Raw genomic sequence first — 25,229 nt, 5'->3', positions numbered from 1 at the left:
CCTCAGGCCTCCAGCTGCCCCTTGGCGCGCAGGTCTTCCACCAGAACGGCGCGCAACTCCGGCGTCACCTCCGGCGTCACGCCGAACCAGCGCCGGAAGCCGGGCACGCCCTGGTGCAGCAGCATGCCGAGCCCGTCCACGGTGCGGAAGCCGGCCGCAGAGGCCGCCTTCAGGAGCGGCGTCATCAGCGGCACGTAGACGATGTCGCTCACCACCGCCTCGCCTCGGAGCTTCTTGAGATCGAGCGTGAGCGGCTCCGAGCCCTTCATCCCCAGCGAGGTGCAGTTCACGAGGATATCCGCCTCGCCCATCACCTCGGCGATCCGGTCGAAGGCAAGGGGACGCACGGTCGGGCCGAACAGCGCCGCCACCGTTTCCGCCCGCTCCAGCGTGCGGTTGGCGAGCACAACCCGGTCGAAGCCCCGCCCGACCAGCGCATGGACTACGGCGCGAGACGCACCGCCGGCGCCGATCACGAGGGCACAATTGCGCGCGCCGTCCCAGCCCGGAGCGGACGCGTCGAGATTGGCGATGAAACCATAGCCGTCGGTGCTGGCGCCATGCAGCTTGCCGCCCTCCAGCCAGAGGGTGTTGGCCGCACCCAGCGCCGCCGCGCTCTCGTCCGCCTCGTCGAGCACGGAAAAGGCGATCTCCTTGTTGGGCAGTGTGACGTTGCAGCCGGCATAGCCGCGCGCGGCGAGGTTCCGGTAGAAGTCCGCCGCTGTCTCGGGAGGCACCTCCTCGCGCTCATAGGCGCCGTCGATGCCATAGGCCTTGAGCCAGTAGCCATGCAGCAGCGGCGAGCGGGAATAGGTGACGGGCTGGCCGGTGACACAGGCCCGGATCGTCATGGCAGCAGCCCCTGCTCACGGAAGAAGGGCAGAAGCTGCAGCAGGGGCAAGCCCAGGATGGTGAAGTGATCCCCGTCGACACGGGTGAACAGATGCACGCCCACCGACTCCAGCTGATACGCGCCAACCGAGGTCAGCACGCGCGGACCTGCAGCGGCGAGATAGGCGGAGAGGGTCTCATCGGTCATGGGGCGCATGGTCAGGAAGGCGCTCACCACGGTATCGAACAACACCTCGCCGTCGAACGCCACCGCGACCGCCGAATGCAGCGCGTGGGTCTGGCCGGCGAGTTCCAGGAGCTGCTTGCGCGCGGCCTCCACCGACACCGGCTTGTGGTAGATCTTCGGCCCCAGCGCCAGGGTCTGGTCGGCGCCCAGCACCAGGCGTCCCGGCGCCGCCTTTGAGCCGGACAGCGCCTTGGCCCGCGCGAGGAGAAGGGCGATCCCGGCCGGATCGGTGTCACCGGCAGCGTCCTGAAGGGCGCGCTCGTCCACGTCGGCAGCCACGGTTTCCACGGGCACGCCCGCATGCACGAGAAGGGTCAACCGGGTCGCGCTCTTGGACGCGAGCACGAGCGGCTGTTCGCCACGCCACACGATCGTCTCTCCTCTGTTGCGCTGCCGTCAGAAAATGACGCACTGCGCTGATCTCACGCCTGCGCCCGCGATGCAAACCTTGAGGCCGCCCGATAAGGTGCCGCCTCAGGTTTCGGCGATGGAACGGCGCCTGTGGTCGCTGTAGAGGCTGAGAATGTTGGCCGCCGTCTCCTCGATGGACCGCCGGGTCACGTCGATCAGCGGCCAGCCGTTGCGCGCGCACAGGCGGCGGGAGAAGGCGAGTTCCTCGGAGACGGCCTCGCGGTCCGTGTAGGTGGATGAACCCGTCTCGACGGCATTGAGCCCGAGGAGCCGGTTCTGACGGATCTCGACGATGCGCTCGGGGCTGGCGACGAGGCCCACCACCAGCGGTTTTTTCAGCTTCTCGATGTTCGGCGGCAGCGGCACGTTGGGCACGAGCGGGATGTTCGCCGCCTTGATCCCGCGATTGGCGAGATAGATGGAGGTGGGTGTCTTGGACGTGCGCGAGACGCCGAGCAGCACCACGTCCGCATGCTCGAGGTCGTCGGTGAGATGCCCGTCATCGTGCATGACGGTGAAGTTGAGGGCGTCGATGCGCTTGAAATAGCTCGCATCCAGCGCGTGCTGCCCGCCCACCCGCGGCGTCGGCTCGCCGCCGAGATAGGACTGGAACAGGCGCACCACGGGCGCCATCACCGAGAGATGCGGCAGGCCCAGTTCCTCGCAGCGCTGCCGCAGCCGGGCGCGGATGTCCTTGTCCACGAGGGTGAAGAGGACGATGCCCGGATTGGACTCCACCTCGCTCAGCACCCGTTCCAGCTGCTTCATGGAACGAACCAGCGGATAGACGTGTTCGATGGGCAGCACGTTCGCATATTGCGCGCTGGCCGCCCGGCCCACGTTGATGAGGGTTTCGCCCGTGGCGTCCGACACGAGGTGGAGGTGGAAATAGGCCTCGCCCGGCTTCGACTGAGTCACTTTGTCCACCGCTCCTGTGGAAGGCTGTTGAGGAAGGCACGCGCTTTGGCCCCGTGCAAGGGCGGCCTCTGGATAAGTGCGAAATCCATCCACACGATCACCCTGCGGGAGAGATTCCCGTCCCGCCCTGTGCGTCGATGTGGACGGGCTTTCGCAGGGGGTGCGTTAATCCTTTGTTAACCTGCCTTTCGCCGGCTTCGCATCCGCGGCAAGTCGCGTGTCGGCTATGGGTTCCGCTGTGGATCGGTTGTCGGCGAGCCGGCAACTGGTTAATCAACCGTTAAGACAACAAAGACTCTCTCTTTTAAAAATATCTCTCTTTGATTGAAGGGACGGGATGGACCGCTCTCCTGCCACGCGATCGCGCTTTCTCTCGGTTCTCGACGGCACGATCCAGGACCCGCCTCCGCTCTGGATGATGCGCCAGGCCGGCCGCTATCTGCCGGAGTACCGCGCCGTGCGGGCTGAGGCCGGCGACTTCCTGACCCTGTGCTACACCCCTCGCCTTGCCGCCGAGGTGACGCTCCAGCCCATCCGCCGCTATGGCTTCGATGCGGCCATCATCTTCTCGGACATCCTCGTCATCCCCCACGCGCTCGGGACCGGCTTGCGGTTCGAGGTCGGCGAGGGTCCGCGCCTGACGCCGGTGGCGGACCGGGCTGCGCTCTCGGCGCTTTCGCAAACGCTCGATCCCGCCAAGGTGGGCCCGGTCTATGAGGCCATCGCCGACGTGCGGGCGCAGCTCTCCCCGGAGACGGCGCTCATCGGCTTCTGCGGCGCGCCGTGGACGGTGGCGACCTACATGGTGGCGGGCCAGGGCACGGACGATCAGGCCCCCGCGCGGCTCCTCGCCTTGCGCGAGCCGGAGCTGTTCCAGGAACTGATCGACCGTCTGGTGGATGCCTCCATCACCCATCTGTCCGGACAGGTCGAAGCCGGCGCCGACGCGGTGCAGATCTTCGACACCTGGGCCGGCGTGCTTGATCCTGCCTCGTTCGAGCGCTGGTGCGCCGAGCCCCTGCGCCGCATCGTCGCGGGGCTGAGGGAGCGTCATCCCTATGTGCGGATCATCGCCTTCCCCAAGGGGGCGACGCTGGAGGCGCTGGAACAGATCGCCGATGTCGGGATCGACGGCATCGGTCTCGACTGGTCCGCCGATCGCCGCGCGGCGCGGCAAAGGCTGTCCGACGACGTGGCCCTGCAAGGCAATCTCGATCCGCTGCGGCTGATCGCCGGCGGTGCCGCGCTGGAGGAAGAGGTGGAGCGCATCCGCGCCGATTTCGACGGGGTGCGCCACATCTTCAACCTCGGCCATGGCATCCGTCCCGAGACGCCGCTGGAGCATGTGGAAAAGTTCGTCGAGCTGGTGCGCCGCGCCGGCTGAACGAAACAGATAAGGCTTTGGTTTCAATGCTGTATGAGTGGATCAAGGCGCTGCATATCATCGCCGTCATCGCCTGGATGGCGGGGATGCTCTATCTGCCGCGCCTGATGGTCTACCACTGCGCGGCCGAGGTCGGATCGGTGCAGTCGGAGACCTTCAAGGTCATGGAGCGCCGGCTGCTCAAGGCCATCATCAACCCGGCGATGATCGTCACCTGGCTCGCCGGTCTGTGGCTGGTCTATGAGGGCGGCTGGTACAGGGCCGGCTGGTTTCACGCCAAGTTCGCGCTGGTCCTGGCCATGTCCGCGATGCACGGTTTCCTGGTGCGCTGGGTGCGCGACTTCGCCGAAGACCGCAACGTCCGGCCGGCGCGCTTCTACCGGATCGCCAATGAGGTGCCGACGGTGCTGATGATCGGCATCGTCATCCTGGTTGTGGTCAAACCGTTTTGATACGACCCTCGCCTTAAGGGGGACTTGCGCGGCCTTCACGGCGCGCCTATCTTGCGCGTGCTTTCCCAAACGCAGGCGAACGCGCTTCCTTTCGGTCCGGCATCCGCTCTTGGCGTCGTCTTGAAGACGCTGTCCTGGTGGAGCCGTCTTGGTCCGTCCGGCGCGTCAGGCGGCGAGCTGCGTGCCCCGGCTTCCCCTGAAGACCTGCGATCCCGTCCTTCCCTCCACCAGCCGACCCCGATCCTGACCGATCGGCTCCCGGCCCCCCAATACCCATCGAGGCTTTCCCTTATGCGGGAAGTGAAACTTCAAGACCTCAAGTCCAAGACCCCCGTCGAGCTCCTCGCCTTCGCCGAGGAGAATGAGGTGGAAAACGCCAGCACGCTCCGCAAGCAGGAGCTGATGTTCGCCATCCTCAAGCAGCTGGCTGCCACCGAGACGGAGATCATTGGCGAGGGCGTCGTCGAGGTGCTGCAGGATGGCTTCGCCTTCCTGCGCTCCCCCGAGGCCAATTATCTGCCTGGCCCCGACGACATCTATGTCTCCCCCTCCCAGATCCGCCGCTTCGGCCTGCGCACCGGCGACACCGTGGAGGGGCAGATCCGCTCTCCCAAGGAGGGCGAACGCTATTTCGCGCTGCTCAAGGTCAACACGATCAATTTCGAGGACCCTGAGAAGTCGCGGCACAAGATCAATTTCGACAATCTCACGCCGCTCTATCCCGACGAGCGGCTCAAGCTCGAACACGATGAGCCCGCGGGCAGCAAGAAAGACTTCTCGCCGCGCATCATCGACATCGTGGCGCCCATCGGCAAAGGCCAGCGCGGCCTCATCGTCGCGCCGCCCCGCACCGGCAAGACGGTGCTGCTGCAGAACATCGCCAAGTCCATCACCGCCAACCATCCGGAATGCTTCCTGATCGTGCTGCTCATCGACGAGCGGCCCGAGGAAGTCACCGACATGCAGCGCTCGGTGAAGGGCGAGGTGGTCTCCTCCACCTTCGACGAGCCGGCCGTGCGCCATGTGCAGGTGGCCGAGATGGTGATCGAGAAGGCCAAGCGCCTTGTCGAGCATGGCCGCGACGTGGTGATTCTCCTCGATTCCATCACCCGCCTCGGCCGCGCCTACAACACCGTGGTGCCGTCCTCCGGCAAGGTGCTGACCGGCGGCGTGGACGCCAACGCCCTCCAGCGGCCGAAACGCTTCTTCGGCGCGGCGCGAAACATCGAGGAAGGCGGCTCCCTCACCATCATCGCGACCGCCCTCATCGAGACCGGCTCGCGCATGGATGAGGTGATCTTCGAGGAGTTCAAGGGTACCGGCAATTCGGAAGTCATTCTCGACCGCAAGGTCTCCGACAAGCGCGTGTTCCCGGCCATCGACATCACCCGGTCCGGCACCCGCAAGGAAGAGCTTCTGGTCCCCGCCGACACGCTCAAGAAGATGTACGTCCTGCGCCGCATCCTCAACCCGATGGGCACGGTCGACGCCATCGAGTTCCTGCTCGACAAGCTGCGGCAGACGAAGAAAAATCAGGACTTCTTCGATTCCATGAATACCTGAGGGCGCTTCCGCGCCCTCACTCTACGGGCCGGGCCTGTCCCGGCCCGGTTGGTCAGGAACGAACAGGCAACGATACCCTGCGCGTGATTCGCGCCCCCTTCGTTCCGCTCCCGTTCGGCGACGCTCAGGCAGGGCGTGTCAATTCGGGACGATCCCGGATCGCTCCCTTCCCGTTTGGCGGCGTCCTCCCTATCTTGGAAGAAACCGGCGGGTTTTCCCCGCGCCGTTTCTTTTGAGGATTGGCCATGTTCATCCAGACGGAAACCACGCCGAACCCGGCGACCCTGAAGTTCCTGCCCGGCCGTTCGGTGCTCGGCGAGGGTGTTCTCGACCTGCGCTCGGCCGAGGACGCCGATCTCTCCCCGCTCGCCCAGCGGCTCTTCGATGTGCGCGGCGTATCGGCGGTGATGCTGGGCTCGGACTTCGTGACCGTGACCAAGGCCGACAGCGAATGGCCGCAGCTCAAGCCCGCCATCCTCGGCGCCATCATGGAGCACTTCATGTCCGGCGCCCCGGTGCTGTCGGAGGGGGTGAAGCCGGAGGTGGGCGACGGCGAGGAGTTCTTCGACGCGAAGGATGGCGAGATCGTCGCCACCATCAAGGAACTGCTGGAGACGCGGGTGCGCCCGGCGGTCGCCAATGACGGCGGCGACATCACCTTCCGGGGCTTCGAGGATGGCGTGGTATTCCTCAACATGAAGGGCTCCTGCTCGGGCTGCCCCTCCTCCACCGCCACGCTCAAGAACGGCATCGAGAACCTGCTGAAGCATTTCGTGCCGGAAGTTGCGGAAGTCCGCGCGGTCTGAACCCCGCGAGGCGGATCAGTGGTATTTGGGAACGGTAGCGTTAACCTTTCCCGAAAGTGAGCGTGCCGGGCCGCTTCCCCCCGCCACGGTTTCGGTTGATCGTGGCGGCGATCGGGGTGCCCGCGTTCATGTATGTCCTCGCCATAGACACGGCGCTTGCCGCCTGCTCCGCCGCGGTGCTCGACACCGAGACGGACAGCATCGTCTCGGGCGATTCGCTGCTCATGGAGCGGGGACATGCGGAAACGCTCATCCCGCTCGTCGAGCAGGTGATGAGCGCCGCCGGCATCGATTTCGAGCATCTCGCCCGCATCGCGGTGACGGTAGGTCCCGGCAGCTTCACCGGGCTGCGGGTGGGCCTGTCGGCCGCCCGTGGCTTCGGCCTCACCGCCAATCGGCCGGTGCTGGGCGTGACGACGCTGGCCGCGCTCGCAGCGCCTTATCTTGCCCATGACGATGCGGTGCCCGTGGTCTCGGCCATCGATGCCCGCCATGGCCATGTCTTCCTCCAGATGTTCGGCGTCGGCGGGCGTACGCTGATCGCCCCGCGCATCACCAGCGTGCGGGAGGCAGCGCGGTCCGTGGCCATCGGCGCGGTGCGCATCGTCGGCTCGGGTGCGAATCTCGTGGCCGATGCCTGGCCGCCGGCCGAAAAGCTGCCGGAGCTGGTCGACGACACGCCGGCGCCCGACGTGGCGTGGGTCGCCCGGCTGGGCTCGGTGGCCGATCCCGAAGCGGCCGAGCCGCGCCCGCTCTACCTGCGGCCACCGGATGCCAAACCGCAGGACAAGGCCCGCATCGCCCGCCGATGAAGCGCCTGCTCGACCGTCTGTTTCCGCCCCGCCCGCCGCTGCTGCGGGTCGCCACGGCGACGGACATTCCCCAGCTCACCGCAATCCACGCCCGCGCCTTCGCCCGGGGCTGGGATGCCGACGAGTTCGAGCGGCTCCTCGCCGACCGCGCGGTGCGCGCCCATGTGGCGACGCTCGGCCCCCGCAAGCCGCCGGTGGGCTTTATCCTCTCCCATGCCGTGCCGCCCGAATCGGAAATCCTCACCGTTGCCGTGGTCACCGACCGCCGCCGCCGCGGGATCGGACGGGCGCTGGTGTCCTTCCATCTCGCGCGCCTCGCCGTGGAAGGCATCTCGACCTCCTTCCTGGAGGTGGAGGCGGGCAACGCCGCCGCCCGCACGCTCTACGCCCGCCTTGGCTATGCAGAGGTCGGCCGCCGGCGCGGTTATTATGCAGGCGGGGCCGACGCGCTGTTGCTGCGTCGCGACTTCTGAGTTGCGGCAACCGAGCATCGGCGAGCCTTTGTCCGCCCCCTTGCGGCGCTGAAGCGGCGGCGCGATAAGGCAGGGGAAAGTTCCCGGGTCGTCGCGGAGGTCCGCTTGAGCGGAAAGATCAGCCTCATTGAGGAAGCCTGCCTCGCCAAGGGCATGCGGATGACCGAGCAGCGCCGGGTCATCGCCCGCGTGCTGTCGGGCGCGCAGGATCATCCCGACGTGGAGGAATTGCACCGCCGCGCGGTGGCCATCGACGACAACATCTCCATCTCCACGGTCTATCGCACCGTGAAGATGCTGGAGGATGCCGGCATCATCGAACGGCACGACTTCGGCGACGGCCGCGCCCGCTACGAACAGATGCCCGACGAGCACCATGACCATCTGATCGATCTCAGGTCCGGCCAGGTCATCGAGTTCCGCTCCGAACAGATCGAGGCGTTGCAGGAGCAGATCGCCCGCGAGCTGGGCTTCAAGCTGCGGGGCCACCGCCTCGAGCTTTACGCGGTGCCCCTCGACGAGGACGAGAAGCCGTGATGTCCCCCGGCGGGCCGCCCGCGGCGCCCGCTCCCAGCGACGGTCAGTCCCATCCGCCGGCGGGACTCGCGCCCCTCGGTCCGGAACAGCCCGGCGTCTCGCGCCTGATGGACCGCCTCCGGCTCGCCGGTGTGCTGTCGGTCGTCGGCGCGGTGACGCTGGCGGGCATTCCCGCGCAATGGATCTCGCTCAAGCTCGGCCTCGATGCCCGCCGCCACATCCCGCGGCTCTATCACCGCATCCTGCTGCGGATGATCGGCGTGCGCGTGCATGTGCGCGGGACGCCGGCCGCCGACCGGCCGCTACTGATCCTCGCCAACCACGCCTCCTGGCTCGACATTCCGGTGGTCGGCTCCCTGACGCCCCTGTTCTTCGTGGCGAAGAGCGAAGTGGCGGGCTGGCCTCTCATCGGCCTTCTCGCGAAATTCCAGCGGACCGTCTTCGTTGATCGCCAGCGCCGCCACGCCACCGGAGCGGTGAACCGGGAGATCGCCGGCCGCCTCGCCGACGGTGACCCCGTGGTGCTGTTCGCGGAGGGGACGTCGAGCGACGGCAACCGCGTGCTGCCGTTCCGCACGGCTCTGGTGGGTGCCGCGCGCGAGGCCTTCGCCGCCGGGACGGAGGTGGTGGTGCAGCCCCTCGCCGTCTCCTATGTGCGCCTTCAGGGCCTGCCGATGGGCCGCAGCCACAGGCCAGTGGCGGCCTGGTTCGGCGACATGGAGCTTGCCCCTCATCTCATGGACGTTCTGCGCCACGGTGCCATCGACGTGGAGGTGAGCTTCGGCGCTCCGGTGCGGCTCGATGCCGCCCATGACCGCAAGAGCGTCACGCGCGAGAGCGAGGCGACGGTACGCCGGCTGTGCGCCAGCGCCCTCGCCGGGCGGGCGGACGATCAGGCAACGCCGCAGCCAGTGCAGCAGCTCTTGCCCGATACGCCCACCTCCGGCATCAACGGGTCATGATCTCGCTTGCCGCCATCGGCTTCGGCTATTGCGCCCGGCACCTCTTGGCCGAGGATCGGGCCGCCTTCGGCCGCGTCATCGGAACCGCGCGGGATGCGGCGCGCCTGTCCGCCTTTCCGCGGGATGTGGAGGCGTTCGCCTTCGACGGGAAGACGCTCGGCCCGGAGCTGGCCGCCGCGCTGAGCGATGCACGAATCCTGCTCGCGTCCGCTCCTCCGGACGAAACCGGCGACCCGATCCTGTGCTGCGGTGCGGAAATTCTTGCCGCCGGCCGGCTGAAGCAGGTGATCTATCTCACCACGCTCGGGGTGTACGGCAACCACGATGGCGCCTGGGTCGATGAGACCACGCCGCCACGCGCCGGCAGCGCGCGCCTCGAACGCCGGCTGAGGGCGGAAGCCGACTGGCAGGCTTTCGGCCTGCGGCACGGCATCCGCGTGGCGGTGCTGCGTCTGGCCGGCATCTATGGTCCGGGCCGCAATGCGCTGGTCCAGCTGCGGGCCGGTGAGGCGCGGCGCATCGACAAGCCCGGGCAGGTGTTCAACCGCATCCATGTGGACGACATCGTCTGCGCCATCCGCGCGGCCATCGCCCACCGCTATGACGGGGTCATCAACGTCACTGACGACCTGCCGGCCCCGCCCGGCGATCCCATCGTCTACGCCGCGAGCCTGTTGGGCATGGAGCCGCCGCCGGCCATTCCGTTTGATCAGGCAGCGCGGGAGATGAGCCCCATGGCGCTCTCCTTCTGGGCCGGCAACAAGCGCGTCGGCAACGCCCGGCTCAAGGAAGAACTCGGCGTCATCCTGCGCCATCCGACCTATCGCGAAGGCCTGTCCGCGCTCTATGCCGCAGGTGAGTGAGGGTTTCTAGCGCCGCACGAAGGTGAGGTAAGTCGGCACGCGGCCGTGCGCCACGGCCTTCGCCTCGTAACGCGTACCCGGCCAGAACGGATAAGGCGTGCGCCAGTCGTCGGCGCGCTCCGCCTGCCATGTGAATGCGCCGTGCGCGCGGGTATGGGCGAGCGTCCAGCCGACATAATGGGGAACGTCGGAAGCGAAGCGGAACACGCCGCCGGGGCGGATGACCCGGGCGAACCGGTCGAGATTGTCCGGGCGCACGAAGCGCCGCTTCCAATGCCGCTTCTTCGGCCAGGGATCGGGATAGAAGAGGTCCACCCCATCGAGGCTTCCCGTGGGCAGCCGGTCGAGCAGCAGTGCCGCGTCGAGGTCGAAGACCCGCACGTTTGCGAGGCTCCGGGCATCGAGATCCACCAGCATCCGCGCAAGGCCGTTGAGGAACGGCTCGACGCCGATGAAGCCCATGTCCGGCCGCCGCGCCGCGTGGTCGATCAGGTGCTCGCCGCAGCCGCAGCCGATCTCCAGCCAGTACCCTTGCCTTGGCGCGGTGAAGAGGTCGGCCGGTGCGACGGCCGCATCCAGGTCGAGCCTGTAGCGCGGCAGAAGATGCGCGAGCGCATCCTGTTGCAGGCCGCGCAGCGTCTTGCCGATGCGCCGGCCGTAGAAGGCGCCGCGCGCCTCCGCAGCCTCGGCTCCGGCGAGGAGGTCCGTGGGTCCGCCTCGATCGTCGGGGTCTGCGCGGTGCTGGGTCGGGTCTGGGCTCATGGGCGTCATGCTGAAAAAGGCACCGGCCGGACTGCGGGGCAATCCGGCCGGCGGGTCAACTCAGGTGCCATCAAGATCGACGTGGCAGCCCTTGAGGCTCAGGCCACGGCCGACTTGAGCGCGTCGACGAGATCTGTCTTCTCCCAGGAGAAGCCGCCGTCCGCTTCCGGCGCGCGGCCGAAATGGCCGTAGGCGGCGGTGCGGGCGTAGATCGGCTTGGTGAGGCCGAGATGCTCGCGAATGCCGCGGGGGCGCAGGTTCATCACCTCGCGCAGCACCTTCTCAAGCTTCGCCTCGTCCACCTTGCCGGTGCCGTGGAGGTCTACATAGACCGCCAGCGGGTCGGACACGCCGATGGCATAGGCGAGCTGGATGGTGGCGCGGTCGGCGAGGTCGGCAGCGACCACGTTCTTGGCGAGGTAGCGCGCGGCATAGGCGGCCGAACGGTCCACCTTGGTCGGGTCCTTGCCGGAGAAGGCGCCACCGCCGTGCGGTGCGGCACCGCCGTAGGTGTCCACGATGATCTTGCGGCCGGTGAGGCCGCAGTCGCCGTCGGGACCGCCGATGACGAACTTGCCGGTGGGGTTGACGTGCCAGACGGTGGCGTCCGTCACCCAGCCGTCCGGCAGGGTCTTCTTGATGTAGGGCTCGACGATGGACTTCACGTCGTGGGACGTGAGGTGCTCGTCCATGTGCTGGGTGGACAGCACGATCTGCGTCACGCCGACCGGCTTGCCGTTCTCGTACTGCACGGTGACCTGGCTCTTGGCGTCGGGGCCAAGCGCATGGGTTTCGCCGGAGTGACGGGCGTCCGCCAGCACCTTCAGGATCTTGTGGGCATAAAAGATGGGAGCCGGCATCAGCTCCGGGGTCTCGCGCACGGCATAGCCGAACATGATGCCCTGGTCGCCGGCGCCCTCATCCTTGTTGCCGGCGATGTCCACGCCCTGCGCGATGTCCGCAGACTGGGCATGCAGCAGAACGTCGATGTCGGCGTTTTCCCAATGGAAGCCGTCCTGCTCGTAGCCGATGTCCTTGATGGCAAGGCGCGCGGCGTGGGAGAGGAGATCCTTGGTGATGGACGACGGGCCGCGGGTCTCGCCGGCGATCACCACCTTGTTGGTGGTGGCCAGCGTCTCGCAGGCAACGCGAATCTGGCTCGGGTCCCAGCCTTCCGTTTCCGCAGTGCGGAAGAAGGTGTCGACCACCTCGTCGGAAATCCGGTCACAGACCTTGTCCGGATGTCCCTCGGAAACCGATTCGCTCGTGAAAAGATACGATTGACGCGCCATAAGACGGCCCCTGTTTCGCCCGCGCCACGGTGCGGCAACCCTTTTTCGCAACGCAGCGGCGGGCGGTCAAGGTCGTCAGCGCGAAATCGTTCGCCAAAACGAACGCTTCACGCCTCCGTTTCGCCGGCGATGGCGATCACCAGATCGACGATGCGGCGCCGCACGCGGGCGTCGGAGATCCGCATGAAGTTCCGGGTGAGCGTCAGTCCGTCGGACGTGGCGAGGAAGTCGGAGACATAGGCGGGGGACTGTTCTTCCGAGAAACCCTCACCTTCCGGGCCGACGGTGGGAGCGCCTTCGAAGAAGAAGGCGACGGGAACGCCGAGGACAATGGAAATCTGCTGGAGGCGGCTCGCGCCGATGCGATTCGTGCCCTTCTCGTACTTCTGGATCTGCTGGAAGGTGATGCCCAGATGCTCGCCCAGCTTTTCCTGGCTCATTCCCACCATCATCCGCCTCATGCGGACACGCGAGCCAACGTGCTTATCAATAGGGTTCGGCGCCTTCTTGACCATGGTCTCTCCGGCTATGTCGGAAAAGATTACTCGATACTTCGCATCGCGAAGGCTGCCCTGATTGCCGGCGAACATAGGCATACAATCGGTATGCGTCGATCAACCTTTGCGTGTAATGCAACCGCAAAGCGGTATGGCCGCTAAAATGAGGGCCGCGGCCAGAAGAGCAAAAAGAATTATACCGCCAAGCTTGGCAGCGAGAGAAACCGTTTCCAGCGCCTTTGGCAGGGGACCGTCCACCAAGCCCTCCCGGCCGAGACCAAGTGATGCGACAATACGCCCCACGGGATCAATGATGGCTGAGATGCCCGTGTTCGCCGCCCGCACCAGCGGCAGTCCCTCCTCGACCGCGCGCATGCGGGCCTGAGCGAAATGCTGGTACGGGCCAGGCGTCAGGCCGAACCACGCATCATTGGTCAGGTTGAGCATCCAGTCCGGCCGCGGACCCCGCGGAACTACCTTTCCGGGAAAGATAATTTCGTAACAGACAAGCGGCGCGGCGAGGGGTAGTCCCGGTATCCTGAGGGGGACCAGCTCCGGACCGGAGGAGAAACCGCCGCGCACACGCGTAAGTTGCTCCAACCCCAGCGCCTCAAGCTCAGCCTGAAACGGCAGATACTCCCCGAACGGCACGAGATGCACCTTGTCGGTGTTCTCCAGCACCCGCCCCCTGTGGTCCATCACCCTGATGGAATTGAAGAAAGGCGATCGCTGGCCGGGCGGCGGCAGGTCGTAGCGCACCGCCCCCGTCACCAGCGTCACGTTGGGCGGCAAAACGGCGGCAATGGCCTCGGCAGCCCAAGGTTCGCGCTCATAGATGAAAGGAAACGAAGATTCCGGCCAGATCAGCGCGGTCACGTCGGCGAGCCCGGCAGGATAGGTGTCGCTCTTCCTGGCGCTGAGCGCGAGATAGTCTTTCACAATCTGTTCGCGCCGGTCGTAGGCGAATTTCTTGTCCTGCGAGAGGTTCGGCTGCATCACCCGCAGCGCCACCCCGGGAACGGTCTCAACCGGCGTCGTCGCGAGCCGCCAGCTGCCCCACGTCGCCGTGCCCGCGAGGAGCAGCCCCGCCGCCGCGACCACAGCCAGCCCGCGCCGCCCCGGCACCAGCAGCAGCGCCGGCGTCGACAGCAGCAGCACGCAGAAAAAGGTGAGGCCCCACACCCCCACCACCGAAGCCGCCTGCATCAGCAGCAGGTCGTCGGAGAAGGCATAGCCGTAGGTGTTCCAGGGAAAGCCGGTGAGGACATGCCCGCGCAGCCATTCCGCCAGCGTCAGGCCGAACGTGAGCGCGAACAGCCGCAGGCCGCTTTTCGACCACAAGAGGCGCGCCACCGCCGTTCCGAACGCCGTGAACAGGGCCAGGCCCGCCGGCATCGCCACCACCGCGAACGGCAGCAGCCAGCCGAACACATCCGCCTCCACCAGGAAGGCGGCGCCGATCCACCAGAGCGAGGCGAGAAAATAGCCAAAGCCAAACCACCAACCGACGCCGGCGGCCGATAAGAGCCTGGTCCTCAGATCCCCCCGGCAGCCGTCCAGCAGCAGCACGAGGACCGGGAAGCTGAGCGCCAGCACCGGCCACAGATCGAACGGCGGCATGGCGAGAGCGCCGGCCGCGCCTGCCGTCCACGCGACACCGCGCCGCCGCCAGCCGGTGAGGAAGCGCAGCATCAGGATGCGCGAACGCCATGTCGGCACGGTCAGGGGCGCGCCGCGGCGGGGGGCGCCCTTTGGGAGGGAAGCCACCTTGGGGGGAAAAGCCACGCGGCGGATCAGGCGTCGGAGGACCCGGCATGCCCGGCGGCGGAGCCGTCGAGATCCCGGGGCGGGATGATGCGCAGCTTCTTCAGCCGGCGCGGATCGGCCTCCACCACGTCCACATCGAAGCCGCCCGGCAGCGAAATCACCTCGCCGGTCTTCGGCACCCGGGAAGCGATGCGCACCACCAGGCCGCCAACGCTGTCCACCTCCTCCATCGCCTCTTCCGAGGCGAAGGCGGTGCCGAGCACTTCCACCGCCGCCTCAAGCGGCGTCCGGGCGTCGGCGAGATAGCTGCCGTCGGGCTGGCGGGTCAGGAGCGTTTCGGCCGCTTCGTCGTGCTCGTCCTCGATCTCGCCGACGATCTCCTCCACCACGTCCTCGATGGAGACGAGGCCGTCCGTGCCACCATATTCGTCGATGACGAGGGCGAGATGGGTGCGGGCCGCCTGCATGGAAACCAGCAGGTCCACCGCCGGCATGGACGGCGGCACGTAGAGGATGCGGCGGATGAGACCGGCGGTCTCCAGAGTCGCGTCGAGATTGACCTTGCCGAGGTCGATCTTGCCGCTCTCGGAGGCGAGGTCGCCGGCGAGAAAGGCGATGAGGTCGCGGATGTGGACCATGCCCACCGGATCATCGAGCGTGTCGTCATAGACGACGAGCCGGGAATGTCCGACGGTGACGAACAGCTTCAGCAGTTCGCCCAGGGCCGCGTCCTTGCGCACGGCGACGATCTCGGCGCGGGGCACCATGATGTCGCCGATGCCCACCTCCCGCAGGTGCAGGATGTTGCGCAGCATCTTGCGCTCTGATGGGGTGAACTCTCCTTCCTCCTCGGGTGTTTCCGCCGCGGCGAGCACCTCCACGAGGTCGGTGCGCAGGGAGCCGTGCGGGCGGAACGCGCCGAGGAGGGCACGCAATCGATCGAGAAAACTTTGCGGCTCGGCGGAGCTGGTCTCGGTCGGCTGGTCGATGTTGGACATGTCTTTATCTAGCCGCTGTCGCTTCAGTCCTGCGGCAGGCCATAGGGATCAGCGATCCCCAGGCCCGCGAGGATGTTGCGCTCGAGCGCCTCCATTTCCTCTGCTTCGGTGTCTTCGAGATGGTCGTAGCCCATGAGGTGCAGCGTTCCGTGCACCACCAGATGGGCGAGATGATCGGCCGTCGCCTTGCCCTCCGCTTCGGCCTCGCGGCTGAGCGTCTCCAGCGCGACGATGATGTCGCCGAGAGGCTGGGGGGCGTCGATGTCGTCCGGCAGGTCCGGCTGGGGAAAGGACAGGACGTTGGTGGCCTTGTCCATGTCCCGCCAGTCGCGGTTCAGCACGCGGATGCGCGCGTCGTCGGTGAGGGTGATGGCCACCTCGCAGGGCTCCGGCACGTCCTCCGCACAGGCGGTCAGCGCGGCCCGGCAGGCGCGGATGGACACGGCCTCGGCGTCCGGTATGAGGGACCAGCCCTCGGCCTCCACGGCGACATCGATGTCCGCGTCGATCTCGGGGGTCGGCGCGACGGGGGCGGGTGCGGCCATCACTCAGTTCCCGGCCTTGCCGGCGAGGCGGGCGGAGGCGGCCTCGATCTTGGCGGCGTCGAGCCGCTCGTAGGCGGAGACGATGCGCTGCACCAGCTCGTGGCGCACCACGTCCTCCGCCTTGAAGTGGCAGATCCCAACCCCCTCGACGCCTTCCAGCAGCCGCACGGCTTCTGCAAGGCCGGAGACCTGTCCGCCGGGCAGGTCGGTCTGGCTCGGATCGCCGGTGACGATCATGTGCGAATTCTCGCCCAGGCGGGTCAGGAACATCTTCATCTGCATGGAGGTGGCGTTCTGCGCCTCGTCCAGGATCACCGCCGCGTTGGAAAGGGTGCGGCCACGCATGAAGGCGAGCGGCGCGATCTCGATCTCGCCGGACTGCAGCGCCCGCTCCACGAAGGGGCGGTCCATCAGGTCATACAGCGCGTCGTAGATGGGTCGCAGGTACGGATCCACCTTCTCCTTCATGTCGCCGGGCAGGAAGCCGAGGCGCTCGCCGGCCTCCACGGCGGGACGGGAGAGGATGATCTTGTCCACCATCCGCCGCTCCAGCAGATGGACGGCGTAGGCCACCGCGATCCAGGTCTTGCCGGTGCCGGCGGGGCCGTTGCCGAACACCAGGGTGTGCCGCTTCAGGGCGCGGATATAGGCATCCTGCGCGGCAGTGCGGGCGCGCACCGGGCGGCGGCGCAGATGAATCTCGTCGAACGACTGGCGCTGCTCGGCCGGGTCGAAATCGAAGAGGGAGCCCTGCGAGGTCACCTCGCGGATGGCTCCTTCCACGTCGCCCTGGCTGATGTCGCGGCCCTTCCGAAGCGCCTCATACAAGTGCTCCAGCACGGCGCGGGCCTGCTCGCAGGCATCGCGCTCGCCTTCCAGCGTCACGTGGTTGCCGCGCGAATCCGCCTTCACCCCCAGCTTGCGCTCGATGAGGGCGAGGTTGCGGCCATAATGGCCGAACAGCTGGGTGGCGAGCCGGTTGTCGTCGAAAGCCAGCACCACGTGGGCGGCCGGAGGCTCGTCCGGATTGGCCCAGGGGGCCGTCACCGCCGCGCGGGCGGGTCCGTTGGAGGCCTGCGGCGCGGACGCCGCCAGGGGACGATCACGGTTGTCGCTGCCGGATCTGCGCAAGCTCAGGCCTCCATGGCCGCAAGCGGCCGGGAAAGGACGGGGGAAGGGGGCGTCTCGGCCGTAACGCCGGCAAGGCTGTTCGGGCCGACATCGGTGATGGTGACGGTGAGAAGCTCGCCGATGCCGACGGGCGGATCATTCACCACCACGCTCTGGAGATAGGGTGAGCGGCCGACGAGCTGGCCCGGCTGCCGGCCGGGCTTCTCCAGCAGGATATCGAAGGTGCGGCCCCGGCAGGCGGCGTCGAAGGCCGCCTTGGAGGCTTCCAGCAGCTTCTGCAGCTCGGCGAGGCGTTCGGTCTTCACCTCTTCCGATACCTGCGCCTCATGATCGGCGGCGGGGGTGCCGGGACGGGCGCTGTATTTGAAGGAGTAGGCGCTGGCGAAGCCGACCTCGCGCACGAGATCGAGCGTGTCCTCGAAGTCGCGGTCGGTCTCGCCCGGGAAGCCGACGATGAAGTCGGACGACAAAGCGAGGTCCGGCCGCACGCTGCGCATCTTCTCGATCAGGGAGAGGAACAGGTCGCGGCCATGCTTGCGGTTCATGGCGGCGAGGATGCGGTCGGAGCCGGACTGCACCGGCAGGTGCAGATAGGGCATCAGCTGAGGCAGGTCGCGGTGGGCGGCGATGAGGTCGTCGCCCATGTCGCGCGGATGGGAGGTGGTGTAGCGCAGCCGCGCCAGCCCCTCCATCTGCGCCAGCCGCTCCATGAGCCGGGCAAGGGTCCAGACCTTGCCGTCCGGCCCCTCGCCGTGGAAGGCGTTGACGTTCTGGCCGATGAGGGTGATCTCGCGCACGCCCTGGTCGAGAAGGCGGGCGGCCTCGTCGAGGATCTTGGTCACCGGGCGGGAGACCTCGGCGCCGCGCGTATAGGGCACCACGCAGAAGGTGCAGAACTTGTCGCAGCCTTCCTGCACCGTCACGAACGCTGTCGGGCCGCGCTTGCGGGTGGCGGCGCGGGTGGGCGCGGGCAGGTGGTCGAACTTGTCTTCGGCGGGAAATTCGGTGTCCACCACCCGCTTGCCGGCCTTGGCCTCGGCCAGAAGCTCGGGCAGGCGGTGGTAGCTCTGGGGGCCGACCACCACGTCCACCACCGGCGCGCGGCGCATGATCTCGGCGCCCTCGGCCTGTGCGACGCAGCCGGCGACGGCGATCATGGTGTCGGAGCCAGCTTCCTGCTTCTGCTTCCTGAGGCGCCCGAGCTCGGAATAGACCTTCTCGGCGGCCTTCTCGCGGATATGGCAGGTGTTGAGGATCACAAGGTCGGCCTCAGCCGGATCCTGCGTCTCCACATATCCCTCGCGCGCCAGCGTATCCGCCATACGATGGGAATCGTAGACGTTCATCTGGCAGCCGAAGGACTTCACATAAAGCTTGCGGGGCTCGTGCATGTCGCCTGTTCTGTCGCCGTCGATCTTCGCGTGTGGGCGCGACGCGATCGTGACGCCAGCTCTTGTCGCCCCCTTGATGGTTCCGTGAGCTTTCGATCCTACCGGCAAACCCGCCGGATGGAAATGGGCGGCGGGTCTCAGGCGTGCGATGCGGCTGTTCTCCACTCTGCCGATACCGCTATATCCGCCTCCGCCGAAAGGTGCGCGGCCGCCAGCCGCGCTAAAGTCGCCGGGTCCGCCAGCCGCCCCAGCGCCCACACCGCAGCACCCCTGACCAGAGCGGACTCATCCGCCAGCCGCGCTTCCACCTGCGGCAAGAGCCGCGCATCTCCCGAATTGCCGATGGCGATCAGCACGTTGCGGATGAAGCGGTCGCGCCCGATCCGTTTGACCGGGCTTTTTGGGAAGCGGGCGCGGAAGGCGGCATCGTCCAGCGCCACCAACTCGGCCAGCGGCGGGGCGTCGTTCTCTGCGCGGGCGGCGAGCTTCGCCTCCTGGCCCATTTGCGCGAACTTGTTCCAGGGGCAGGCGGCGAGGCAGTCGTCACAGCCATAGATGCGGTTGCCCATGAGCGGGCGCAGCTCGGCCGGGATCGGTCCCTTGTGCTCGATGGTGAGGTAGGAAATGCAGCGCCGCGCATCGATGACGTAAGGCGAGGGGAACGCGGCGGTCGGGCAGGCGTCGAGACAGGCGCGGCAGGAGCCGCAATGGTCCTGTTCCGGCGCGTCCGGCCTAAGCTCCAATGTCGTCGCGATGGCACCGAGGAGCAGCCAGGAGCCGAAGTCCCGCGAGACGAGATTGGTGTGCCGCCCCTGCCAGCCGAGGCCTGCCGCGGCGGCGAGCGGCTTTTCCATCAGCGGAGCGGTATCCACGAACACCTTCACGTCGGCGGTGACGCCGCGCCGGCCGGCCTCCGCCAGCAGCGCGCGGGCAACGCGCTTGAGCTTCGGCTTGATGATGTCGTGATAATCCTCGGCGCGAGCATAGACCGAGATGGCGCCAGCGTCGGTTTGGCCCAGCACGGTACGGGGATCTTCGGCGGGTCCGTAATTGAGGCCGAGCATGATGACGCTGCGCATGTCCGGCCACAGCGTCAGCGGATCGGCGCGGCGGCCCAGCGTCTCGGCCATCCAGCCCATGTCGCCATGGGCGCCGTCCGCGACCCAGGCGCGGAGCCGTTCCCCGGCCGGCCCGCCCGCCTGCGGGCTCGCGATGCCGACGGCATCGAAGCCCTCGTCACCGGCGAGGTGGCGGACGATCTCCTCCAGCCCGCCGGTGCCCGGCGTCAGAAATCGAGGTCCGCGTAGGTCTTGGAGGGGGGCATGCCCGGGATGCTCTCGGTGAGCAGGGCGCGGAAGGTCGGGCGCGACTTGATCCGCGCATACCAGTCCCTCGCGTGCTCGTCCTCGTCCCACGGTACGTCGCCCAGATAGTCGGCCACCGAGAGATGCGCGGCGGCGGCAAGGTCGGCCTGGCTCAGTCTCTCGCCAGCGAGCCATTTGCGGCCCTTGGCCAGCCAGCCGATATATTTCAGATGATAGCGCAGATTGGCGCGCGCCACCCGGAGCGATGTCGCATCCGGAGAGCCGCCGCCCTGCTCGCGGGTCATGTAGCGCTTGTGGATGCGCTCCCGCACCAGCGGCTCGGTCGATTCGACATACATCTTCTCGTTGAACCACTGGGTCAGCCGGCGCACTTCGACGCGGCCGGCGGGGTCCTCCGGCAGGAGACGGTGGTTGCCGAGGGCCAGGCCCCGGGTCTCATCGAGATATTCGGCGATGATGAAGGCGCCCGGCACCGAGGCCGCCATCTCCTCCACGATCACCGGCGTCTCCCCCGACGGATTGAGCGCGAGGAAGCCCGGCCGTCGCTCCCACACGCGCTCCTCCACCAGCTCCGGCTCCAGGCCGTATTCGGCGAGCAGCAGGCGGACGAATCGGGAATGGGGGCAGAAAGGGTGATGATGCAGATACATGGGCCGATTTCGCCGGGGGTCGAAGGGAGGGGGCGAGGCACCCGGCGTTGCCTATGATTAGAAGCCGAACCTTTCCGATTGGTTCCTCCCTGCTGCGGCGCAGTGGCGGGGCCGGAGGCTCCCGCAGTCCCCAGTCCGATCATGGTGAAGCGATCGTTAAGGCGCCAATCTCAGCTGCCCCAAGGTTATTTTCGGGCGTGTGGCGATGCGGCCACAGCGTGGCCGGAAACGCGCCGGCCGCGCCGGCCCTCCCCTTCCGCAGCGGCGCGCCACATTGCACCCGCGAAGGCAAGCGGAGAGGATGACGCCCGTCTCTTCCCGCCTCCCGGATTTTCTGACCCATGACTCTCGGCGACATGCTCGAAGCGCTGATCCTCGGCCTCCTGGAAGGGCTGACGGAATTCATCCCCGTCTCCTCGACAGCCCATATCCTGCTCGCCGGACACTTCCTCGGCTTCGAAAGCAACGGCCACACGTTCGAGGTGCTGATCCAGCTCGGCGCGGTGCTCGCCATCCTCACCGTCTACTTCCAGCGCTTCCTGCGCGTCGCCCAGCAACTGCCGACGAATCCGGGGGCGCGGCGCTTCGTGATGGGCGTCGTCATCGCCTTCCTGCCGGCGGCGGTGATCGGCGCCATGGCGCACGGCTTCATCAAGAGCGTGCTGTTCGAGACCCCGACGCTGATCTGCGGCACGCTGATCTTCGGCGGCATCATCCTGCTGTTCATCGACAAGGTGGTGCCGGAGCCGCGCTACAACAACGCCATGGGCCTGCCGTGGCACATCGCGCTCGCCATCGGCTTCTTCCAGTGCCTCGCCATGATTCCGGGCATGTCGCGATCGGGCTCGACCATCGTCGGCGCCATGCTGCTGGGCGTGGACAAGAGGGCGGCGGCTGAGTTCTCGTTCTTCCTCGCTTTGCCCACCATGTTCGGCGCGTTCGCCTACGACCTCTACAAGAACCGCGGCAACCTCTCCATGGACGATGGGCTGCTCATCGTCATCGGCTTCGTGGCGGCGTTCTGCGCGGCGGTGGTTGTGGTGAAGTCGCTGCTCGATTTCGTGTCGAAGCACGGCTATGCACCGTTCGGCTGGTGGCGCATTGCGGTGGGCATCGCCGGCCTCATCGGCCTCGCTCTGGTCGGCTGAGGTGCCGTCAGAAGTCGGTGGCGATGCCGCCGACTTCCCAGTCGCCGTAACGCACGGGCTCCGGTCCGTTCCGGCCGTTGATCTCCTTGGGCCGGTCCTTCTGGGCGGCGTCGATGGCCGCACGGCGGGCCTCGGCCTCGGCCAGCGCGCGCTTGGCGGCCTCGCTCAGCGGCTTGCGTGGCGGGATGGTGGTATCGTCCATGATCCTGTCTCCAAACCTGTCCGGGAGGCATCCTTCCGGTTGAAGGCCGGGGTGCCTCACCCGTTCGCGTCCTTGCACCGGTTGCGGAAAGCGTGCTAGCAGCGCCGCGCTTTCCGGTCGTGCCCGCGGGGCCGACCCAACACCCCACGGATGGAGATGCGCATGGCCTCGCAGAATGGCGGCCCCAACCCGAATGCGGCGCCGTCGCTGAACGTGCTCGCGCAGTATATCAAGGATTTCTCCTTCGAGAATCCGAACGCGCCGCGTTCGCTTGCCGCTCCCCCGGCCCAGCCCGACGTCAGCATCCAGATCCACGTCAACGCCAAGCCCGGCGGCAATGGCGAGTTCGAGGTCGAGCTGAAGATCGACGGCGGCGCGAGCGTCGAAGGCAACACCCTGTTCGCCTTCGAGCTGGTCTATGCCGGCGTGTTCCGCATCCTCAACATCCCCGAGCAGAGCCTGCAGCCGGTGGTGCTCATCGAGTGCCCGCGCCTGCTGTTCCCGTTCGCCCGCCAGATCATCGCCGACGCCGTGCGCAACGGCGGCTTCCCGCCCCTGATGATCGATCCGGTGGACTTCGCCGCCCTTTACCAGCAGCGCCTCCAGGCGGAAGCCGAGCGTCTCCAGGCCGGCCAGGCCTGAGCCTCAAGCTGACCTGATCGCCGAAGAGCCCGTCGCCGCGACGCCCTGCGCCTGCGGCGACGGGCTTTTTTCCGCGGTCCTTTTCCTTTTGCCCGCGCGCTTTCGTGTGGCAGGCTCCGCCGCGCCGGAGCGGGCCAGTGGTGGCGCCGCCGGCAGGGGGCGGGAGGCATCCGCGCGGCGATGCGATCCATCCGTTTCAAACTGGCCGCGCTGGCGGGCGCGACAGCCGTGCTGGCGGTGCTCGCGGGCCTGAGCCTGCTCATCGCCTTGCGGGCCGTGGACGGGGCGCTGGAGGCGGCCATCTCGGCCCAGCAGCGCCTCGACGTGCTGACAGAGATCTCGGCCCGCTTGTCCGATTACGGCCTCGCCGCCATCGCCGCCACCGAAAGCCCGACGGTGAGCGCCGGCCGGCTGGAGGACACGCGCTCGCGCGTCTCGGCCCTGCTGGAAGCCTCCACAGTGAAGGCGGCGCAGGCGGCGCCCGACATGCAGAACGGTCTGAGGCCGCAGGAGCGACTGCTGGCCCGGCTGCGGGCGGACTTCATCTCGCTGGACCGTCAGATCACCGCCGCGACCCGTGATCCTGATCCCGCCCGCCGGGGCGACCGGGTGCGCGGCTCCCTCAATGCGTTTGCGGCCTCGGCCGGGCCGACGCTTTCCCTGCTTGTGGAGAGCGAGCGGCGCGGCGTCACCGCCGCGCGGGAGGAAGCCGTGGCTCTGGCCGACCGGCTGCGGATCGGCGCGGTGGCCATGGCGCTGGCGGTGTTCGCGGCGGCGCTGGTGCTGTATCGCGCGCTGGCCCAGCCGCTGCTCGGCCGGCTGCGGGAGATCGACCGGGCCGCCGCGGCCATCGGTCGCGGCGATCTTTCCGCCCGCCTCGCCATCGGCCAGCGCGACGAACTGGGCGTGCTGACGGCCCGCTTCAACCGCATGGCCGCCCTGCTGGCGCGGCGCGAGCGCAAGGTCGCGCAGGACCGGGCGGAGCTGGAAAAGACCATCACCGACCGCACGGCGGACCTGACCGAGGCCAATGCCCGCCTGGCCGCCATCGATGCCTCCCGGCGGCGCTTCTTCGCCGATGTGAGCCATGAGCTGCGCACGCCGCTGACCGTCATCATCGGCGAGTGCGACGTCACCCAGCGGGCGCCGGCCATCCCGGAGAGCGTGAGCCGCACGGTCCTCGCCACCATCCGCAAGCGCGCGGGCATGCTCCACCGCCGGGTGGAGGATCTGCTGCGGGTCGCCCGTTCCGAGAGTGGGGAGATCGAGCTGGTGTTTCAGGACACGCCCCTTGCACCATTGCTTGCCGACGCGGTGGCGGGGCTGGAGCCGGTGGCGCGGCGGCAAGGCGTGGCGCTGGTGCTGCACGCGCCGGAGCCGGCGTTTCTCGTGCATGCCGATCGCGAATGGCTGCGGCAGGTGGTGGAAGGGGTCATCGACAACGCCTTGCGCCACGGACGCCCGCTCACCCGCGTCACCGTGGCGGTCACGCACGGGACGGATGCGGACGGGCATGGGGTGGACACCATCAGCATCACCGACGACGGGTGCGGCATTGCGCCCGACGCCCGGACCCGCCTGTTCGCGCGCGGCGCGCGGCTGGGCGCTGGCGAGGGTTTCGGCCTGGGCCTTGCCCTCGCCGATTGGGTGGTGACGCGGCACGGCGGACGTATCACACTGGAGGACGGGGAGAAGGGTGGCACCCGGGTGGCGATCGCGCTCCCGCAGGCCGCCGCAGCGCCCGGCGAGACCGCAGCCGAGCCCCGACCGACCGCGTGACCGGCCGCCAGCAGTCGCGACCCTCTGCAGAGGGCCGCGGGCAGCCGCGCCAACGCCGATGAAGCACTGGAGGAACCATGAACATCCTGGTGGTGGAAGACGACAGCGACATTGGCGCCATGCTGAGCCGCGGCCTCTCCGCCGAGGGGTTCGACGTGACCGTCGTGGGCCGCGCCGACGAGGCCCTGGAGACGGCGCGGCAATACAATCCCTGCGCCGTGGTGCTCGACATGATGCTGCCGGACGGCTCCGGCATCGATGTGTGCCGGGCGCTGCGCAGCGCGGGCCACTCCGGCCCCATCCTGTTCCTGAGCGCCAAGGATGAGGTGCATGACCGTGCCGAGGGCCTCGGCGCCGGGGCCGACGACTACATCGTCAAGCCGTTCGTGTTTGGTGAGCTGGTGGCGCGGCTGCGCACCCATCTCCTGCATCGCCTCGGCGAAAGCCACGCCGACCGCGTGATGGCGGGGCGGCTCGTGCTTGATCCCTCCACCCGCACGGCGAAGTTCGGCGAGGTGCATGTGCGGCTCACCGAGCGCGAGGCTGACCTTCTGGCCCTGCTCATGGCCAGCCCCAACCGCCCGATCGCCCGCGGCGAGATCTTCGACCGGCTCTGGGCCAGCCAGGGCGGCGCCTCACTAAACGTGGTGGACGTCTACGTGGGCTATCTGCGCACCAAGCTCGCGCCGGTGGGGCGCGCGGGCGGCCCCCAGGTGGCGACAGTGCGGGGACGCGGCTTCATGCTCGACCTGTCCGCACCGTCACCGCACTGATGTGCTCCAGAAGTATTGCAATGCACCATCAGATTTCACTTGCGGGAACCGATTCGGCTGCCAATATT

General features: G+C 67.9%; 27 protein-coding genes. 13 read left to right on the top strand and 14 right to left on the bottom strand.

The window, feature by feature from the left end; genetic code table 11:
• Window positions 1-2: 2 nt before the first annotated feature.
• From J2126_RS11550 to J2126_RS11540, 3 genes are all read right to left on the bottom strand, one after another.
• Window positions 3-851: a shikimate dehydrogenase gene (locus J2126_RS11550; protein ID WP_209486992.1), complete on the bottom strand. Its 849-nt coding sequence runs from the start codon at window positions 849-851 to the stop codon at window positions 3-5.
• Window positions 848-1,447 carry a Maf family protein gene (locus J2126_RS11545; RefSeq protein WP_209486990.1) on the bottom strand — a complete coding sequence of 200 codons (600 nt, stop codon included), beginning with the start codon at window positions 1,445-1,447 and terminating at the stop codon, window positions 848-850. The genes J2126_RS11550 and J2126_RS11545 overlap by 4 nt, the downstream gene beginning before the upstream one ends.
• A gap of 105 nt (window positions 1,448-1,552) precedes the next feature.
• Window positions 1,553-2,407, bottom strand: a complete 855-nt coding sequence (locus J2126_RS11540; RefSeq protein ID WP_209486988.1) for a pyruvate, water dikinase regulatory protein — start codon at window positions 2,405-2,407, stop codon at window positions 1,553-1,555.
• A gap of 337 nt (window positions 2,408-2,744) precedes the next feature.
• Between J2126_RS11540 and hemE the strand changes: the two genes are divergently transcribed.
• From hemE to J2126_RS11495, 9 genes are all read left to right on the top strand, one after another.
• Window positions 2,745-3,791: a uroporphyrinogen decarboxylase gene (hemE, locus tag J2126_RS11535; RefSeq protein ID WP_209486986.1), complete on the top strand. Its 1,047-nt coding sequence runs from the start codon at window positions 2,745-2,747 to the stop codon at window positions 3,789-3,791.
• A 29-nt stretch (window positions 3,792-3,820) separates the two neighbouring features.
• On the top strand, window positions 3,821-4,243 hold the full coding sequence (gene hemJ / locus J2126_RS11530; RefSeq protein ID WP_209490076.1) for a protoporphyrinogen oxidase HemJ: 423 nt from the start codon (window positions 3,821-3,823) through the stop codon (window positions 4,241-4,243).
• Window positions 4,244-4,534: 291 nt separating this feature from the next.
• On the top strand, window positions 4,535-5,806 hold the full coding sequence (gene rho / locus J2126_RS11525) for a transcription termination factor Rho (RefSeq protein WP_209486985.1): 1,272 nt from the start codon (window positions 4,535-4,537) through the stop codon (window positions 5,804-5,806).
• Window positions 5,807-6,051: 245 nt separating this feature from the next.
• Window positions 6,052-6,612 carry a NifU family protein gene (locus J2126_RS11520; protein WP_209486980.1) on the top strand — a complete coding sequence of 187 codons (561 nt, stop codon included), beginning with the start codon at window positions 6,052-6,054 and terminating at the stop codon, window positions 6,610-6,612.
• Between the two features lie 128 nt (window positions 6,613-6,740).
• Window positions 6,741-7,424 (top strand): tRNA (adenosine(37)-N6)-threonylcarbamoyltransferase complex dimerization subunit type 1 TsaB, encoded by a 684-nt coding sequence (gene tsaB, locus J2126_RS11515; RefSeq protein WP_209490074.1) that lies wholly within the window; start codon window positions 6,741-6,743, stop codon window positions 7,422-7,424.
• Window positions 7,421-7,897: a GNAT family N-acetyltransferase gene (locus J2126_RS11510; protein ID WP_209486978.1), complete on the top strand. Its 477-nt coding sequence runs from the start codon at window positions 7,421-7,423 to the stop codon at window positions 7,895-7,897. Before tsaB ends, J2126_RS11510 begins: the two co-directional genes overlap by 4 nt.
• 153 nt (window positions 7,898-8,050) lie before the next feature.
• Complete coding sequence (locus tag J2126_RS11505) at window positions 8,051-8,434, top strand: Fur family transcriptional regulator (protein WP_394028491.1); 384 nt, start codon at window positions 8,051-8,053, stop codon at window positions 8,432-8,434.
• Window positions 8,434-9,396: a lysophospholipid acyltransferase family protein gene (locus tag J2126_RS11500; RefSeq protein WP_348634397.1), complete on the top strand. Its 963-nt coding sequence runs from the start codon at window positions 8,434-8,436 to the stop codon at window positions 9,394-9,396. Before J2126_RS11505 ends, J2126_RS11500 begins: the two co-directional genes overlap by 1 nt.
• Window positions 9,393-10,259, top strand: a complete 867-nt coding sequence (locus J2126_RS11495; protein ID WP_209486975.1) for an SDR family oxidoreductase — start codon at window positions 9,393-9,395, stop codon at window positions 10,257-10,259. Before J2126_RS11500 ends, J2126_RS11495 begins: the two co-directional genes overlap by 4 nt.
• Window positions 10,260-10,265: 6 nt before the next feature.
• Here the strand turns inward: J2126_RS11495 and trmB are convergent, their stop codons facing one another.
• The 10 genes from trmB to J2126_RS11445 all read right to left on the bottom strand — a co-directional run bounded on the left by trmB (window position 10,266) and on the right by J2126_RS11445 (window position 20,617).
• Window positions 10,266-11,021 carry a tRNA (guanine(46)-N(7))-methyltransferase TrmB gene (trmB, locus tag J2126_RS11490; protein WP_209486973.1) on the bottom strand — a complete coding sequence of 252 codons (756 nt, stop codon included), beginning with the start codon at window positions 11,019-11,021 and terminating at the stop codon, window positions 10,266-10,268.
• Between the two features lie 98 nt (window positions 11,022-11,119).
• The gene (gene metK, locus J2126_RS11485) at window positions 11,120-12,313 is read right to left on the bottom strand and encodes a methionine adenosyltransferase (protein ID WP_209486972.1); all 1,194 of its coding nucleotides are present in this window, start codon (window positions 12,311-12,313) and stop codon (window positions 11,120-11,122) included.
• A gap of 107 nt (window positions 12,314-12,420) precedes the next feature.
• The gene (locus J2126_RS11480) at window positions 12,421-12,828 is read right to left on the bottom strand and encodes a helix-turn-helix domain-containing protein (RefSeq protein ID WP_209486970.1); all 408 of its coding nucleotides are present in this window, start codon (window positions 12,826-12,828) and stop codon (window positions 12,421-12,423) included.
• 99 nt (window positions 12,829-12,927) lie between these two features.
• On the bottom strand, window positions 12,928-14,502 hold the full coding sequence (gene lnt, locus J2126_RS11475; RefSeq protein ID WP_209486969.1) for an apolipoprotein N-acyltransferase: 1,575 nt from the start codon (window positions 14,500-14,502) through the stop codon (window positions 12,928-12,930).
• A gap of 101 nt (window positions 14,503-14,603) precedes the next feature.
• Complete coding sequence (locus J2126_RS11470; protein ID WP_209486967.1) at window positions 14,604-15,575, bottom strand: hemolysin family protein; 972 nt, start codon at window positions 15,573-15,575, stop codon at window positions 14,604-14,606.
• A gap of 23 nt (window positions 15,576-15,598) precedes the next feature.
• A complete protein-coding gene (ybeY, locus tag J2126_RS11465; protein ID WP_209486965.1) occupies window positions 15,599-16,120 on the bottom strand; it encodes an rRNA maturation RNase YbeY in 522 nt (173 codons plus the stop codon).
• A gap of 3 nt (window positions 16,121-16,123) precedes the next feature.
• Window positions 16,124-17,167: a PhoH family protein gene (locus tag J2126_RS11460; protein ID WP_209490070.1), complete on the bottom strand. Its 1,044-nt coding sequence runs from the start codon at window positions 17,165-17,167 to the stop codon at window positions 16,124-16,126.
• Window positions 17,168-17,253: 86 nt separating this feature from the next.
• On the bottom strand, window positions 17,254-18,642 hold the full coding sequence (gene miaB, locus J2126_RS11455; protein WP_209486951.1) for a tRNA (N6-isopentenyl adenosine(37)-C2)-methylthiotransferase MiaB: 1,389 nt from the start codon (window positions 18,640-18,642) through the stop codon (window positions 17,254-17,256).
• Between the two features lie 137 nt (window positions 18,643-18,779).
• A complete protein-coding gene (gene queG, locus J2126_RS11450) occupies window positions 18,780-19,931 on the bottom strand; it encodes a tRNA epoxyqueuosine(34) reductase QueG (RefSeq protein ID WP_209490068.1) in 1,152 nt (383 codons plus the stop codon).
• Window positions 19,928-20,617 carry a glutathione S-transferase family protein gene (locus J2126_RS11445; RefSeq protein ID WP_209486949.1) on the bottom strand — a complete coding sequence of 230 codons (690 nt, stop codon included), beginning with the start codon at window positions 20,615-20,617 and terminating at the stop codon, window positions 19,928-19,930. Before J2126_RS11445 ends, queG begins: the two co-directional genes overlap by 4 nt.
• A 341-nt stretch (window positions 20,618-20,958) precedes the next feature.
• Here J2126_RS11445 and J2126_RS11440 point away from each other — a divergent pair, with 341 nt between their 5' ends.
• Entirely contained in the window at window positions 20,959-21,765 is an 807-nt protein-coding gene (locus J2126_RS11440) for an undecaprenyl-diphosphate phosphatase (protein WP_209486947.1), read from the top strand.
• Window positions 21,766-21,772: 7 nt separating this feature from the next.
• Here the strand turns inward: J2126_RS11440 and J2126_RS11435 are convergent, their stop codons facing one another.
• Window positions 21,773-21,967, bottom strand: coding sequence for a DUF1674 domain-containing protein (locus J2126_RS11435; RefSeq protein ID WP_209486945.1), 195 nt, complete (start codon window positions 21,965-21,967; stop codon window positions 21,773-21,775).
• A 162-nt stretch (window positions 21,968-22,129) separates the two neighbouring features.
• Between J2126_RS11435 and secB the strand changes: the two genes are divergently transcribed.
• From secB to J2126_RS11420, 3 genes are all read left to right on the top strand, one after another.
• The gene (gene secB, locus J2126_RS11430) at window positions 22,130-22,609 is read left to right on the top strand and encodes a protein-export chaperone SecB (RefSeq protein ID WP_168458696.1); all 480 of its coding nucleotides are present in this window, start codon (window positions 22,130-22,132) and stop codon (window positions 22,607-22,609) included.
• A gap of 180 nt (window positions 22,610-22,789) precedes the next feature.
• Window positions 22,790-24,388 carry a sensor histidine kinase gene (locus J2126_RS11425; RefSeq protein WP_209486943.1) on the top strand — a complete coding sequence of 533 codons (1,599 nt, stop codon included), beginning with the start codon at window positions 22,790-22,792 and terminating at the stop codon, window positions 24,386-24,388.
• Window positions 24,389-24,465: 77 nt separating this feature from the next.
• Window positions 24,466-25,161, top strand: a complete 696-nt coding sequence (locus tag J2126_RS11420) for a response regulator transcription factor (protein ID WP_209486941.1) — start codon at window positions 24,466-24,468, stop codon at window positions 25,159-25,161.
• Window positions 25,162-25,229 lie beyond the last annotated feature (68 nt).

This window comes from Xanthobacter flavus, from assembly GCF_017875275.1.
In the GTDB taxonomy this organism is placed as follows: domain Bacteria; phylum Pseudomonadota; class Alphaproteobacteria; order Rhizobiales; family Xanthobacteraceae; genus Xanthobacter; species Xanthobacter flavus_A.
This window is presented reverse-complemented; position numbering and strand designations above follow the sequence as displayed.